The sequence below is a fragment of the Martelella sp. UBA3392 genome (assembly GCF_002358775.1).
Lineage (GTDB): Bacteria > Pseudomonadota > Alphaproteobacteria > Rhizobiales > Rhizobiaceae > Martelella > Martelella mediterranea.
This window is the reverse complement of the sequence record NZ_DEPM01000232.1, coordinates 1-13,114: the sequence shown is the minus strand read 5'-3', so window position 1 is coordinate 13,114 and position 13,114 is coordinate 1. Positions and strand designations below refer to the sequence as shown.

Annotated in this window: 15 protein-coding genes; 12 read left to right on the top strand and 3 right to left on the bottom strand. The window is 62.5% G+C overall.

All coding sequences use genetic code 11. The features are described from left to right. Positions 1–154 precede the first annotated feature (154 nt). The 11 genes from B4E36_RS18640 to trmB all read left to right on the top strand — a co-directional run bounded on the left by B4E36_RS18640 (position 155) and on the right by trmB (position 10,660). Entirely contained in the window at positions 155–643 is a 489-nt protein-coding gene (locus B4E36_RS18640; protein ID WP_292055350.1) for a GNAT family N-acetyltransferase, read from the top strand. A 61-nt stretch (positions 644–704) separates the two neighbouring features. Further along, positions 705–1,133 carry a Fur family transcriptional regulator gene (locus B4E36_RS18635; protein ID WP_026173597.1) on the top strand — a complete coding sequence of 143 codons (429 nt, stop codon included), beginning with the start codon at positions 705–707 and terminating at the stop codon, positions 1,131–1,133. Between the two features lie 9 nt (positions 1,134–1,142). Next, complete coding sequence (locus B4E36_RS18630) at positions 1,143–1,928, top strand: lysophospholipid acyltransferase family protein (RefSeq protein WP_292055351.1); 786 nt, start codon at positions 1,143–1,145, stop codon at positions 1,926–1,928. A gap of 61 nt (positions 1,929–1,989) precedes the next feature. Then, on the top strand, positions 1,990–3,369 hold the full coding sequence (miaB, locus tag B4E36_RS18625) for a tRNA (N6-isopentenyl adenosine(37)-C2)-methylthiotransferase MiaB (protein ID WP_292055352.1): 1,380 nt from the start codon (positions 1,990–1,992) through the stop codon (positions 3,367–3,369). 246 nt (positions 3,370–3,615) lie between these two features. Further along, on the top strand, positions 3,616–4,647 hold the full coding sequence (locus B4E36_RS18620) for a PhoH family protein (RefSeq protein ID WP_292055381.1): 1,032 nt from the start codon (positions 3,616–3,618) through the stop codon (positions 4,645–4,647). A gap of 1 nt (position 4,648) precedes the next feature. Further along, complete coding sequence (gene ybeY / locus B4E36_RS18615) at positions 4,649–5,155, top strand: rRNA maturation RNase YbeY (RefSeq protein WP_230720639.1); 507 nt, start codon at positions 4,649–4,651, stop codon at positions 5,153–5,155. Between the two features lie 13 nt (positions 5,156–5,168). Then, the gene (locus tag B4E36_RS18610) at positions 5,169–6,377 is read left to right on the top strand and encodes a hemolysin family protein (protein WP_018065534.1); all 1,209 of its coding nucleotides are present in this window, start codon (positions 5,169–5,171) and stop codon (positions 6,375–6,377) included. Between the two features lie 32 nt (positions 6,378–6,409). Further along, positions 6,410–7,876 carry an apolipoprotein N-acyltransferase gene (lnt, locus tag B4E36_RS18605; protein ID WP_292055353.1) on the top strand — a complete coding sequence of 489 codons (1,467 nt, stop codon included), beginning with the start codon at positions 6,410–6,412 and terminating at the stop codon, positions 7,874–7,876. A 243-nt stretch (positions 7,877–8,119) separates the two neighbouring features. Further along, positions 8,120–8,533, top strand: coding sequence for a helix-turn-helix domain-containing protein (locus tag B4E36_RS18600; RefSeq protein ID WP_292055354.1), 414 nt, complete (start codon positions 8,120–8,122; stop codon positions 8,531–8,533). A gap of 180 nt (positions 8,534–8,713) precedes the next feature. Further along, on the top strand, positions 8,714–9,952 hold the full coding sequence (gene metK / locus B4E36_RS18595) for a methionine adenosyltransferase (RefSeq protein WP_292055355.1): 1,239 nt from the start codon (positions 8,714–8,716) through the stop codon (positions 9,950–9,952). 9 nt (positions 9,953–9,961) lie between these two features. After that, entirely contained in the window at positions 9,962–10,660 is a 699-nt protein-coding gene (gene trmB, locus B4E36_RS18590) for a tRNA (guanine(46)-N(7))-methyltransferase TrmB (protein WP_292055382.1), read from the top strand. Positions 10,661–10,676: 16 nt separating this feature from the next. Here the strand turns inward: trmB and B4E36_RS18585 are convergent, their stop codons facing one another. Next, positions 10,677–10,928: a DUF1150 family protein gene (locus B4E36_RS18585; RefSeq protein ID WP_018065529.1), complete on the bottom strand. Its 252-nt coding sequence runs from the start codon at positions 10,926–10,928 to the stop codon at positions 10,677–10,679. 78 nt (positions 10,929–11,006) lie between these two features. Continuing rightward, positions 11,007–11,483, bottom strand: a complete 477-nt coding sequence (locus B4E36_RS18580) for an Hsp20 family protein (protein ID WP_235726828.1) — start codon at positions 11,481–11,483, stop codon at positions 11,007–11,009. 32 nt (positions 11,484–11,515) lie between these two features. Between B4E36_RS18580 and B4E36_RS18575 the strand changes: the two genes are divergently transcribed. Continuing rightward, complete coding sequence (locus B4E36_RS18575) at positions 11,516–12,460, top strand: nucleoside hydrolase (protein ID WP_292055383.1); 945 nt, start codon at positions 11,516–11,518, stop codon at positions 12,458–12,460. 18 nt (positions 12,461–12,478) lie between these two features. Here the strand turns inward: B4E36_RS18575 and B4E36_RS18570 are convergent. Next, positions 12,479–13,114, bottom strand: a 636-nt coding sequence (locus tag B4E36_RS18570) for a heterodisulfide reductase-related iron-sulfur binding cluster (RefSeq protein WP_345900672.1), incomplete at its 5' end; no start/stop codon positions are given.

The following is a 13,114-nucleotide window of genomic DNA, read 5'->3' as shown; positions in this document are numbered from 1 at the left end:
TCGGGGCATCTCTCCCGCCAGCGGGAGAGAATATCGGGAGCGAGTTCCGGCCTCCGCGTGTCGTCTCATTGCTGATGAGATCGGCGAGGACGCTTGATGCCCTTGATCGCTCCATCTCCAGTCGCGCGCATTTTGGTCACAAGGGAGGCGCCGCATGCTGCCGTCCTTCCTGAAGCGTCCCCCCGAATTCGATCTCTTCCCGCTCGAGGAAGAGCATCTCACCCTCGCCGCCGATCTGCATCGCAAGCGTTTCTCGCCGTCCTGGAGCGCGGGCGAATTCCGCAAGCTTCTGGCCCAAAGCCCGGTCTATGGCCATATCGCGCGGCCGAACCGTCGCGCGGCGGAGGCGGCCGGTTTCGTGCTGGCGCGCAGCGTCGGCGACGAATCGGAGATCCTCACGATCTGCGTCGATCGGCAGTTTTCCAGGAACGGCCTCGGCTGGCGGCTGATGGTGGCATCCATGCAGGAGGCGCGCGCGATGGGGGCTGAGGCCATGCTGCTCGAGGTCTCCGCGGAAAACGCCGCTGCGCTTTCGCTCTATCGCAAGCTCGGCTTTGTCGAGGTCGGCCGCAGAAAGGCCTACTACACCCACGACGACGGAACGCGGACCACCGCGCTTGTCATGCGGCGCGATCTCGGCTAACCCGAGACCGTGGAACGACGCTCGGTCGGCATTGCCGGCCTCAACCGCCGGTGCGCTCTCGATGAACGATCTGACGAAAACGCTTGAGGAAATCTGCGCCGAACGCGGCATGCGCATGACCGAGCAGCGCCGGGTCGTGGCGCGTGTGCTGCAGGAGGCGGAGGATCATCCCGATGTCGAGGAGCTGCACCGCCGCGCCGCGCTGATTGATTCGCGGATCTCGATTTCGACCGTCTACCGCACGCTGAAGCTGTTCGACGATGCCGGCATCATCGCCCGCCACGATTTCCGCGACGGGCGCTCGCGTTACGAGACGCTGCCAGAAGAGCATCACGACCACCTGATCGACCTCAAGAGCGGAACGGTGATCGAGTTCCAGTCGCCCGAGATCGAAGCCCTGCAGGAGCGGATCGCCCGCGAATATGGCCTGAAGCTCGTCGATCACCGGCTCGAGCTTTACGGCGTCCCGATCAAGGGCAGGGGTGAGTAGGCGGGGCGCATGATCTATCTGCGCTATGCCTATGTCGCCCTCGTCCTGTTCCTGACAACCATTATCCTGTCGCCATTGCAGATCGTGGCGCTGTGGCGCGGGTGGAAGATCGCGCGCAAGCTGCCGCGCTACTGGCACGTCGTCGCCTGTTTCGTGCTCGGCATTCGCATTCATGTCCATGGCGAGATCGAGCGGCAGCGCCCGCTGCTGTTGTCGGCGAACCACACCACCTGGCTTGATATCGTCGTGCTGGGCCGGGTTGCCGAGGTCTCCTTCATCGCCAAGTCGGAGGTCAAGACCTGGCCGATCTTCGGCCTGTTCGCGCGGTTGCAGAACTCGGTGTTCATCGAGCGCGCCGACAAGCGCGGCACGGGACGGCAGGTGGGATCGATCGCCGATCGGCTTGCCGGCGGCGAGATCATCATCCTGTTTCCCGAAGGCACGACCTCTGACGGCAACCGGATCTATCCGATCAAATATTCGCTGTTCGGCGCGGCATCCTCCGCCGTTCCGCTCTCGCCCACGGGCAAGGTTCATGTCCAGCCGGTCGCGGTCGCCTATACCGGCATCAGGGGGCTGCCGATGGGCCGCTTCCTGCGCCCGATCGTGGCCTGGCCCGGCGATGTCGAAATGCTGCCCTCGCTTGCCGGCGTCATCAAGGCGCGCGCGCTCGATGTTGATGTCTGTTTCGGCGAGCCCGTGGTGTTCGATGCCGAGACCCGGCGCAAGGAGGCGGCCGCCGAGGTGGAGGCCCGGATGCGCACGTTGCTTGCCGAGCGGCTGCGCGGACGCTGACCATTTTTTGATTTTCTCTTTTTTCATTTTCTCCGCGGCCAAAGCGCGTTAAAAGGCCGCCATGAGCGAACAGACAACTCTTCCGAGCCCCGGCATCTCGAACCAGCGCAAGGTCTTCATCAAGACCTATGGCTGTCAGATGAACGTCTATGACAGCGAGCGCATGGGCGAGGCGCTGGCCGCCGACGGCTATCAGCCGACCGAGGTGATCGAGGATGCCGATCTCATCCTGCTCAACACCTGCCACATTCGCGAAAAGGCCGCCGAGAAGGTCTATTCCGCGCTCGGGCGTTACCGCGACCTGAAGGCGGAACGCCTGAAGCAGGGGCGCGAGACGATGATCGGGGTCGCGGGCTGCGTCGCCCAGGCCGAGGGCGAGGAAATCCTCCGCCGCGCGCCGGATGTCGACGTGGTCATCGGCCCGCAGACCTATCACCGCCTGCCGGAGGCATTGCGAAAGGCCAAGACCGGCGAGCGCGTGGTCGATACCGAATATGCGGTCGAGGACAAGTTCGACTATCTGCCGAAGAAGGAACGCGGCGTTCGCCCGAAGAATGTCTCGGCGTTTCTGACCGTGCAGGAAGGCTGCGACAAGTTCTGCACCTTCTGCGTGGTGCCCTATACCCGCGGCTCCGAAATCTCGCGCTCCACCAGACAGATCGTCGATGAAGCGCGGCGGCTCGCCGAAAACGGCGTGCGCGAGATCACGCTGCTCGGCCAGAACGTCAATGCCTGGCATGGCGAGAGCGCCGACGGCGCGGACTGGGGCCTCGGCGACCTGCTGTTCCACCTTGCCGAAATCAAAGGCATCGAGCGGTTGCGCTACACCACCAGCCATCCGCGCGACATGGATGACCGGCTGATGCAGGCCCATCGCGACCTGCCGAAGCTGATGCCCTATCTGCACCTGCCGGTGCAGGCCGGTTCCGACCGTATCCTCAAGGCCATGAACCGCCGCCATACGGCGGAGGAATATCTGGCGCTGATCGAGCGCATCCGCGCCGCCCGCCCGGATATCGCGATGTCTGGCGATTTCATCGTCGGCTTTCCCGGCGAGACCGAGGAAGATTTCCAGGCGACGCTCGCGCTTATCGAAAAGGTGCGTTACGCCCAGGCCTTCTCGTTCAAATATTCGCCCCGTCCCGGCACGCCCGGCGCGGAGCTTGGCGATCAGGTGCCGGAGGCCGAGAAGGCCGATCGGCTGCAACGGCTTCAGGCGATGCTCACCCGCCATCAGCTCGAATTCGCGCAATCGCGGGTCGGCATGGAGATGGATATCCTGCTGGAAAAGCCGGGCCGCAATCCGGGCCAGCTCATTGGCCGTTCGCCCTGGCTGCAATCCGTCGTGATCGATGGGGGAGAGGCCGAAATCGGCGATCTGGTGCGGGTGCGCATCACCGATGCGGCCACCAACAGCCTCGCCGGCGTGCGGATCGCCTGATTGATGACAGTCCGATGAATTTGTCGAGGCGAAATACAAATCGCTTCACAAAGTTGAGAATCGCGATTAGCCTTCCTATATGAAGCTTGATTGGCGAACAGAGACTCACATTTCTGCCGTTTTCCTTCTGTCTTTGACTGAACGATCCCCTATGTATCGTATCGAAGAGGACGCTGCCGGCCTGAACCCGGACAGCGGAGCGCTTTGCGTTGAACCGAGGAGCAGAACCGCTTGACCGCTACTGAAATGGTTGTATCGCACGGAAAACCGGCCGGCCCGGATGCCAGCCACTTCGTGCTCACCTTCGAGAACAATCGCTATGCCAGCGAATTGTTCGGTCAGTTTGACGAGCATCTGAAATTGCTGGAAAAGGAGCTTGGCGTCGATGCCGTGGCGCGCGGCAACTCCGTGGCGCTGAGCGGTCCGACGCTCGCCACCCATCAGGCGCGTCGCGCGCTGGATTATCTCTACGCCCAGCTTCAAAAAGGCGCGCAGCTGGAGAAATCCGATGTCGAGGGCGCGATCCGCATGGCGCGGGCGGCCGACGACCAGTTGACCCTGCCGACGCTGGAGCGCAAGGCGCGGCTTTCGATGTCGCAAATCTCGACGCGCAAGAAGTCGATCGCCGCCCGCACCCCCGCCCAGGACGGATATATCCGGGCGATGGAGCGCAACGAACTGGTGTTCGGCGTCGGCCCCGCGGGCACCGGCAAGACCTATCTCGCCGTCGCCTATGCCGCCCAGCTTCTGGAACGCGGGGCGATCGAGAAGATCATCCTGTCGCGCCCCGCCGTCGAGGCCGGCGAACGGCTCGGCTTCCTGCCGGGCGACATGAAGGAGAAGGTCGATCCCTATCTCCGTCCGCTCTATGACGCGCTCTACGACATGATCCCGGGCGACCGGGTGGAGCGGGCGATGACGGCGGGCGTGATCGAGATCGCGCCGCTCGCCTTCATGCGCGGTCGTACGCTGACCAATGCGGCGGTGATCCTCGACGAGGCGCAGAACACGACCTCGATGCAGATGAAGATGTTCCTGACCCGGCTTGGCGAGAATTCGCGGATGATCGTCACCGGCGATCCGAGCCAGGTCGACCTGCCGCGCGGCATCAAGTCCGGCCTCGTGGAAGCGCTCGGTGTGCTTCAGGGCGTGGAAGGCGTGTCGACCACGCGCTTTACCGACAAGGATGTCGTGCGCCATCCGCTGGTGGCGCGCATCGTCGCGGCCTATGAGGGCAGGGGACGCACGCCCGAGACGAATGAAGGCGGCGCCGGCTGATATGGCCGCATTCGATTTTCAGGTGAGCCGGGAGGCCGAGGGCTGGCCCGACGAGACGCAACTGGAAGCGCTGGCCTCCGACGTGATCCGGGTTGCTGCGCTCTTTCTGGAAAAGGAGGAGGGGCAGCCGTTTCCAGCCCAGCCTGCCGAACTGTCGCTGGTGTTCACCGACGACGCGGCGATACGGGAAATCAATGCGGAATGGCGCGACAAGGACAAGCCCACCAATGTGCTGTCCTTTCCCGCCTTTCCGGTCACGCCCGGCGCGATGCCGGGGCCCATGCTCGGCGATATCGTGATTGCCCGGGAAACCGTGGCGCGCGAGGCCGGGGAGCTCGAAAAGAGCTTCGACGATCATCTTACCCATCTCCTGGTGCATGGATTTCTGCATCTTTTGGGGTATGATCATATCGAAAACGACGATGCGGAGGTTATGGAGCGTCTCGAGACTCGCATTTTGGCCACACTTGGCCTATCTGATCCCTATCAGGGCAGCGACCCTCTCTAACGCCTAAGGAACGATGAACCAGCAACAGATTGTACCGCTCGGTGACAGCGGTCAGGATTCCGACGACGGATCCGAGCTCGACGAGCCTAACAGTCCGGAGACGGGCAGAAATACTCAGAAATCGTCAGCCTCGCCCCTCAAGGGCCTTCTCCTGTACTTCAAGCGCAACGGGCACGGTTCCTCGCGCCTGCGCGAAGACCTTGAGGATGCGCTCTCCCCCAACAATTCCAGCGACAACGACTTCTCGCCTGAAGAGCGGGCGATGCTCAACAACATCCTGTCCTTCCGCGAGGTGCGGGTCGAGGATGTGATGGTGCCGCGCGCCGATATCGATGCGGTGGATCAGTCGATGACGATCGGCGAGCTGCTGCTGGTGTTTGAAAACTGCGGCCATTCGCGCATGCCGGTGTTCTGCGAAACGCTGGATGATCCGCGCGGCATGGTCCATATCCGCGATCTTCTGGCCTATCTTTCCAAGCAGGCGCGCGGTCGCCGGCGCGGTCGCCCGGCCAATGCCCGCGAGGCCGCCAAGAACGGATCGCTGAAGGCAAGCGAGGTCAAGCCGACGGAGCGCCAGACCAAGCCCGCCCAGAACACTTTCGATCTCGGCAAGGTCAATCTCGACAGAACCATCCTCGAAGCCGGGTTGATCCGGCCGGTGCTGTTCGTGCCGCCCTCCATGCTTGCCTCCGACCTGTTGCAGCGCATGCAGGCGGGCCGCACCCAGATGGCGCTGGTGATCGACGAATATGGCGGGACCGACGGGCTGGTATCGCATGAGGATATCGTCGAGATGGTGATCGGCGAGATCGACGACGAGCATGATTCCGAGGAAGCGATGTTCACCCGCGTTTCCGACGATGTTTATCTCGCCGATGCGCGCGTCGAGCTTGAGGATATCGCCGAGGCGATCGGTCCCGATTTCGAGATCGGCGAGCATGCCGAGGATGTCGATACGCTGGGCGGGCTGATCTTCTCGACCATCGGCCGCATTCCGGCGCGCGGCGAGGTGATCCAGCTTTCGGGCTTCGAGGTTCATATTCTCGATGCCGATCCGCGCCGCATCCGCCGCGTCAGGATTTTGCGCAAGCGCGGTCCGGCGCGCCGCCGTTCCGTCGCCCGCGCGGAGAGCCAGGATGAAAGCCGCGATGCCGCCCGGCATGAGGAACATGATGCTTCCTATGACGAGGACATCGACAGCGAAACGCATGACGAGCGATAGGCGGCGCTGACCCGCCGGAAGGGACTGCGCCTTTGCAACGGCTTTCGGCCTATCTGGCAAAACTGACGGGCTGGCCGCGGCGGTGGATGCAGTTTGCCGCCGGCGCGGTCGCAACCTTTGCGCTCGCGCCTTTCGGGCTGACGCCCGTGATGTTCATCGCCCTGCCGCTTATGGTCATGGTCATGGACGGGGCGCTTTCGGGCAAGACGCTGAAGCCGCGTCTCAGGGCCGGTTTCGGGGTCGGTTGGTGGTTCGGCTTTGGCTATTTCGTTTTCGGGCTGTGGTGGCTTGGCGTCGCGATCTGGAAGGATGGCGCATACTGGGCGCTGCCGCTCGCCGTTCTTGGCTTTCCGGCCGGACTTGCGCTGTTTTACGGACTGGCGGGGGCGCTGGCGGCCTCTTTCTGGCGGCCGGGGCCGATGCGCCTGATCGCTCTCGGCGCGGCGATGGTCGCGGCGGAGTGGCTGCGCGGGCATCTCGCCACCGGCTTTCCCTGGAACGCGATCGCCTATACCGCGATGCCGACGCCGCTGTTCATGCAGGCGATCCGGTTGACCGGGCTCTATGTGATGGGCGGCTTTGCCGTCTATGTCTTCGCAAGCCCCGCGCTTCTGGCTGAGCGATCCGGTCGGCGTATCGGAGTGGCGCTTGCCCTCGTTTTCGTGGCCGTCGATATCGGCTACGGCTGGCATCGGCTCGCAAACGTGCAGCCTGCCGACGGGCGCGAGGTAGGGCTTCGGCTGGTTCAGCCTGCTTTCGAAGAGGCCGACTGGCGCACGGAGGAAGGGCGCGACAGGGTGTTTGCCACGCTGCTGGAGCTTTCTTCCGATCCGGCCGGATATGCCGGAAAGAGCCCCGATATCATCATCTGGCCGGAAAGCGTTCTTCCCTTCACGATCGAAGCGCGGCCCGATGCCCGCACCGCGATCGGCGAGATGCTGAAGCCGGGGCAGACGCTTGTGTTTGGCGCGGCAAGCTTTGCGGGGCGCAAACCCGATGGCTGGCCCGAATTCTACAACGCGGTCTACGTGCTGGATGATGCCGGGAGAACCGTTTCCGTTTCCGGCAAGACCCATCTCGTGCCCTTTGGCGAGTATCTGCCGTTCGAGGATTTCTTCCGCGCGATCGGGCTCGATGCGCTGACGACCTTGCCGGGCAGCTATGTTCCTGTTGATAACCGCCAGATGCTGCTGCTCCCGGATGGCGCCGCGCTCTATCCGCTCATCTGCTATGAGGCGGTTTTTCCGCGACTGGTGGAGGGGCAGGCTGCGGGTGCGTCAGCTCTGGTGAACGTTACCTATGATGCCTGGTTCGGGCGGACGCCCGGGCCCTTCCAGCACTTTGCCCAGGCGAGATTAAGGGCGGTCGAGGCCGGCAAGCCGTTGATACGGGTCGGCGAAAACGGCGTCACGGCGATGGTTGATCCATATGGACGGATCATCGACCGGCTGCCATTTGACCGGCGTGGCGTACTCGATGGTAGGGTCAGCTTACGTTAGGAAATTAAAAGATGCGCGCGGTCCTGCGTGTCCTTAAATTGCCACACTATATGCTGAATTAGCAAATCTTTACTCATCTCATGGTTTTATATTTCGCGCAGAATTGACCGCTTTACTCCAAAATTGCATAGTGACCGCACTTGGCACTCAACTATGGCTTTTTGGTCGCTTAATCGATGGGTTGCATAGCTCTCCGGCACAGTGACGGGGCCTTTATGTCAGGTTAAAAAAACAGGACGAACAATGACAGAAAACAAGAAGAAGCCGAACCCCATTGACGTGCACGTCGGGAGTCGGATCAGGTTGCGCCGGACAATGTTAGGAATGAGCCAGGAGAAACTCGGCGAGAGCCTTGGCATCACCTTTCAACAGATTCAGAAATACGAAAAGGGCACCAATCGCGTTGGCGCCAGCCGATTGCAGAACATCTCGACCATTCTCAATGTGCCGGTCTCGTTCTTTTTCGAGGACGCACCCGGCGAACAGGGCATTGGCGCCGCGGGAATGGCGGAGGCTTCGAGCTCGAGCTATGTGGTCGATTTTCTCTCGTCTTCGGAAGGGCTTCAGCTGAACCGCGCCTTTGTGAAGATCAACGACGCCAAGGTTCGGCGCAGGCTTGTGGACTTGGTCAAGTCACTGGCGGCTGAAGCGGAATGAGGTAACAGGGTGATTTTGACGCATTGTGGGGGAGAGCGCTCTGCTCTCCTCGGGTCAAGGCATGCGTCAAAGTCCACCTGGGTTTCGGGGACATAAAGATATACTGATATCGTTGTGCGCTTGTCATAGCCACGCGAAGCGTTTATCAAAATCGGGCCAATTTCTATGTGGGGAATCCCGATGCGCGCCAACTATCTTTTCACTTCCGAATCCGTTTCAGAAGGCCATCCGGACAAGGTCTGCGACAGAATTTCCGACGAAATTGTCGACCTCGTCTATCGCGAGGCCGTGAAGACCGGCGTTGATCCCTGGTCGGTGCGCGTCGCCTGCGAAACGCTCGCCACCACGAACCGCGTCGTCATCGCCGGCGAGGTCCGTCTGCCGCCGAGCCTGATGAAACTGGACAAGAACGGCAACGAGATCGTCAATCCCTCGCGGTTCAAGTCTGCCGCGCGCCGCGCCATCCGCAATATCGGCTACGAGCAGGACGGCTTCCACTGGAAGACCGCGCGCATCGATGTGCTGCTGCATGCCCAGTCCGCCCATATCGCCCAGGGCGTCGACAGCGCCGCCGACCGGCAGGGCGACGAGGGCGCTGGCGACCAGGGCATCATGTTCGGCTTCGCCTGCCGCGAAACCCCGGAACTGATGCCGGCGCCGATCTATTACGCCCACCGTATTCTCCAGACCCTGTCGGAAGCCCGCAAGGGCGGCGAGGGCGACGTCGCGAAGCTCGGGCCCGACGCCAAGAGCCAGGTGACCGTGCATTACAAGGACGGCAAGCCCGCGGCCGTGACCTCGATCGTGCTGTCGACCCAGCATTTCGACGAAAGCTGGGATTCCCAGAAGGTCCGCAGCGTGGTCGAGCCCTATATCCGCGAAGCGCTCGGGGAACTGCCGATTGCCGATGATTGCGTGTGGTACATCAACCCCACCGGCAAGTTCGTCATCGGCGGGCCGGATGGTGACGCCGGCCTTACCGGCCGCAAGATCATCGTCGACACCTATGGCGGGGCAGCCCCCCATGGCGGGGGCGCGTTTTCGGGCAAGGACACCACGAAGGTCGACCGCTCGGCGGCCTATGCCGCACGTTATCTGGCGAAGAACGTGGTGGCTGCCAATCTTGCCGAGAAATGCACGATCCAGCTTGCCTATGCGATCGGCGTCGCCCAGCCGCTGGCCGTCTATGTCGATCTGCACGGAACCGGCAAGGTGACCGAGGAAGAGGTGGAGAAGGCGATCCGCGCCGTGATGGATCTGTCGCCCTCCGGCATTCGCCGCCATCTCGATCTCAACAAGCCGATCTACGCCAAGACCGCCGCCTACGGCCATTTCGGCCGCAAGGCCGGGCGCGACGGGTCGTTCTCCTGGGAACGGCTCGATCTGGTGAAGCCGCTGAAACTGGCTCTGAAAGGCTGATTGCGTAAGGTGACCGGCGACAATCAGAATGTAACAGGGCGGGCTTTTTTCGGCCGCCGCAAGGGCAAGCCGCTGCGCGACCGACAGGCGCGTAACCTGGCTGAGCTTTTGCCCACGCTCGCCATCGATCCCGGCACGCCGGCACCCGCCGACCTCCGCGAGGCTTTCGCGGCGCCGGTGGAGCGGGTGCGGCTCGAGATCGGCTTCGGCGGCGGCGAGCATCTGTTCCACCGCGTCGAGGAAAACCCGAAGACCGGCTTCATCGGCGTCGAGCCCTTCGTCAATTCCATGGCCAAGCTGCTGGGGCGGGTGGAGGAGCGCACGCCCGGCAATCTCAGGCTCTATGACGACGACGCCGTCGATATTCTGGATTGGCTGCCGGATGCTTCGATCGATCAGATCGACCTGCTCTATCCGGACCCGTGGCCGAAGAAAAAGCACTGGAAGCGCCGCTTCGTCTCGCAGCCGAATCTCGAGCGGTTCCACCGGGTGCTGAAGCCGGGCGCGACGTTCTGCTTCGCCTCCGATATCGACAGCTACATCAACTGGACGCTGCTGCATTGCCGGCGGCATGGCGGCTTCGCGTGGCAGGCGCGCGCGGCTGCCGACTGGCTGACACCCTACGACAACTGGCCGGGAACGCGTTATGAGGACAAGGCGAAGCGGGAAGGGCGCGGCAGCGCCTATCTGACGTTTATCCGACGTTGAGAGGCAGGTTACCGGTTCAGTGCAGCGTGACCGTCTTCAGGTCGTCTTCCATCGCCTTGAAGAACACGCTGGTCCGGTTTTCGGTCAGAAGCAGCAGCGCGCCGTCCGCGCTGAAAAGGGCCCAGAGCTTGTCGGCGGACTTGAGGTTGGCCGCATCCGGGAAATGGCGCAACGCTTCGGTCCGCTCGAACTCTCGAAAATAGCCGAGATGCCCCGTACCGAATTCCGCGAGACTTTCGAGGGATTGTTCCGCACCCGGGATTTTCATGAAGCGATTTCCTGCAAAAGACCTGAGACATTCAGGCAAACCGTCCGGAAAGGTCGGGAGCCCTTTGTTTTTACGAGCCTATTGTGAAACGGAAATCTTAATTTTTCGTACCTCCTGAGGATGTTGCGCGAGGTCGATCGACAATAATCCGCGCTCCAGGCTTGCGCGGATCACCTCCATGCCGTCGGCAAGCGCGAACTGGCGGCGGAACTGGCGGCCGGCGATGCCGCGAAACAGATATTCGCCCTCATCGCGCTCCTCCGCCTTGCCGCTGACGATGAGCACCGAACCCTCGATCACGACGTCGAGCTCGCTCGCGGCGAAACCGGCAACGGCGAGCGTGAGGCGCAGAAAACCAGGCTCCTTCCCGCCGGGAAACCAGGCGACGTCGAAGGGCGGGTATCCGGATGCGCCTTTTACCGCGTTCGAGCTATCCTGCCTTTCGGCGAACCTTGGGTCGAATCTGAGGTCAATTCTGGGCATGGTCGTTTCCGTCTTTTGCCTTGCAGTTTGCCAAGCGCGGTTCGCCTTGACAATCCGCGAGCGAGTGTCCATTCACAGCGCCTGCCTGTTCAATTCGGATTTATATAATGAGCCCACGGAAAATCATAATCGATACCGATCCCGGCCAGGACGACGCGGCTGCCATCATGCTGGCGCTTGGAAGCCCCGAGGAGATCGAGGTGCTCGGCATCACGGCCGTGGCCGGCAATGTGCCGCTTGCCAGAACCGAGCGCAATGCCCGCATCGTCTGCGAGCTTTCCGGGCGTCCGGATATCAGGGTCTTCGCCGGCTGCGACAAGCCTATGCGCCGTCCGCTGGTCACGGCGGAACATGTGCACGGCTCGACCGGTCTCGATGGCACGGAGCTTGCCGAGCCGACCATGCCGCTCCAAGAGCAGCATGCCGTCGATTTCATCATCGAGACGCTGCGCACCGAACCTGAAAAGACGGTCACGCTTTGCACGCTCGGCGCGCTTACCAATGTCGCGACGGCGTTTGAAAAGGCGCCGGATATCGTGGACCGTGTCCAGGAAATCGTGATGATGGGCGGCGGCTATTTCGAGGGCGGCAACATCACCCCGTCCGCCGAATTCAACATCTATGTCGATCCGGAAGCCGCCGATATCGTGTTCCGCTCGGGCATTCCGATCGTGATGATGCCGCTTGACGTGACCCATCAACTGCTCTGCCTCAAGGAGCGGGTCGATCGCATTGATGCGATCGGGCGTCCGGCGGCGAAGGCGATGGCCGCGATGCTGCGTTTCTACGAGCGCTTCGATGTCGAGAAATACGGCTCCGATGGCGGGCCGCTGCACGACCCGGCGGTGACCGCCTATCTCATCCGTCCGGAGCTGTTTTCCGGGCGGCACTGCAATGTCGAGATCGAGACGCAGTCGCCGCTGACCTTGGGCGCGACCGTCATCGACTGGTGGCGCGTCACCGACCGCAAGCCCAATGCGCTCGTCATCGGCAAGGCCGATGCCGATGGCTTCTTCGCGCTTCTGACGGAGCGGCTGGCGCGGCTTTGAGGTGCTGAATGTGAAGGGTCAGCCGGCGAGCTTTGCCGGCTTCGGCCCGCCATAGGCCCAGTCGAGCAATTCGACGGTGTGCAGGATCGGCGTCTTGGTGCCGCTGGCGATCTGGGTGATGCAGCCGATATTGCCGGTTGCGATGATATCCGGCTTCAGCGCTTCGATATTCTTGACCTTGCGGGCCTTCAGCTTTGCCGAGATCTCCGGCTGCATGATGTTGTAGGTGCCGGCCGAACCGCAGCACAGATGCCCTTCAGCGGGTTCCCTGACGGCAAAGCCCGCTGCCTCCAGCAGCAGCTTCGGCGCGGCCTTGATCTGCTGGCCGTGCTGCATGGAACAGGCCGAGTGATAGGCCACCGTGACGCCCTTTCGCGGCTGTTCGCCAAGGCGAAGCGTCGAAAGATATTCGGTGATGTCTTTCGCCAGCGCGGAGACGCGGGTGGCCTTTTCGGCATAGGCCGGGTCCTGCGCCAGCATATGGCCGTAATCCTTGATCGTGGTGCCGCAGCCCGACGCGGTGATGATCACGGCATCCAGCCCGCCGGCCTCGATTTCCCGCGTCCAGACATCGACATTGCGCCGGGCCTCGGCAAGCGCCTGCTCCTCGCGGCCCATGTGGTGAACCAGCGCGCCGCAACAGCCTTCGCCCTT

Coding starts and splice junctions, on each gene's coding strand:
- B4E36_RS18640 (WP_292055350.1), top strand. CDS start 155: ATGCTGCCGTCCTTCCTGAAGCGTCCCCCCGAATTCGATCTCTTCCCG.
- B4E36_RS18635 (WP_026173597.1), top strand. CDS start 705: ATGAACGATCTGACGAAAACGCTTGAGGAAATCTGCGCCGAACGCGGC.
- B4E36_RS18630 (WP_292055351.1), top strand. CDS start 1,143: ATGATCTATCTGCGCTATGCCTATGTCGCCCTCGTCCTGTTCCTGACA.
- miaB (WP_292055352.1), top strand. CDS start 1,990: ATGAGCGAACAGACAACTCTTCCGAGCCCCGGCATCTCGAACCAGCGC.
- B4E36_RS18620 (WP_292055381.1), top strand. CDS start 3,616: ATGGTTGTATCGCACGGAAAACCGGCCGGCCCGGATGCCAGCCACTTC.
- ybeY (WP_230720639.1), top strand. CDS start 4,649: ATGGCCGCATTCGATTTTCAGGTGAGCCGGGAGGCCGAGGGCTGGCCC.
- B4E36_RS18610 (WP_018065534.1), top strand. CDS start 5,169: ATGAACCAGCAACAGATTGTACCGCTCGGTGACAGCGGTCAGGATTCC.
- B4E36_RS18600 (WP_292055354.1), top strand. CDS start 8,120: ATGACAGAAAACAAGAAGAAGCCGAACCCCATTGACGTGCACGTCGGG.
- metK (WP_292055355.1), top strand. CDS start 8,714: ATGCGCGCCAACTATCTTTTCACTTCCGAATCCGTTTCAGAAGGCCAT.
- B4E36_RS18585 (WP_018065529.1), bottom strand. CDS start 10,928: ATGAAAATCCCGGGTGCGGAACAATCCCTCGAAAGTCTCGCGGAATTC.
- B4E36_RS18580 (WP_235726828.1), bottom strand. CDS start 11,483: ATGGACACTCGCTCGCGGATTGTCAAGGCGAACCGCGCTTGGCAAACT.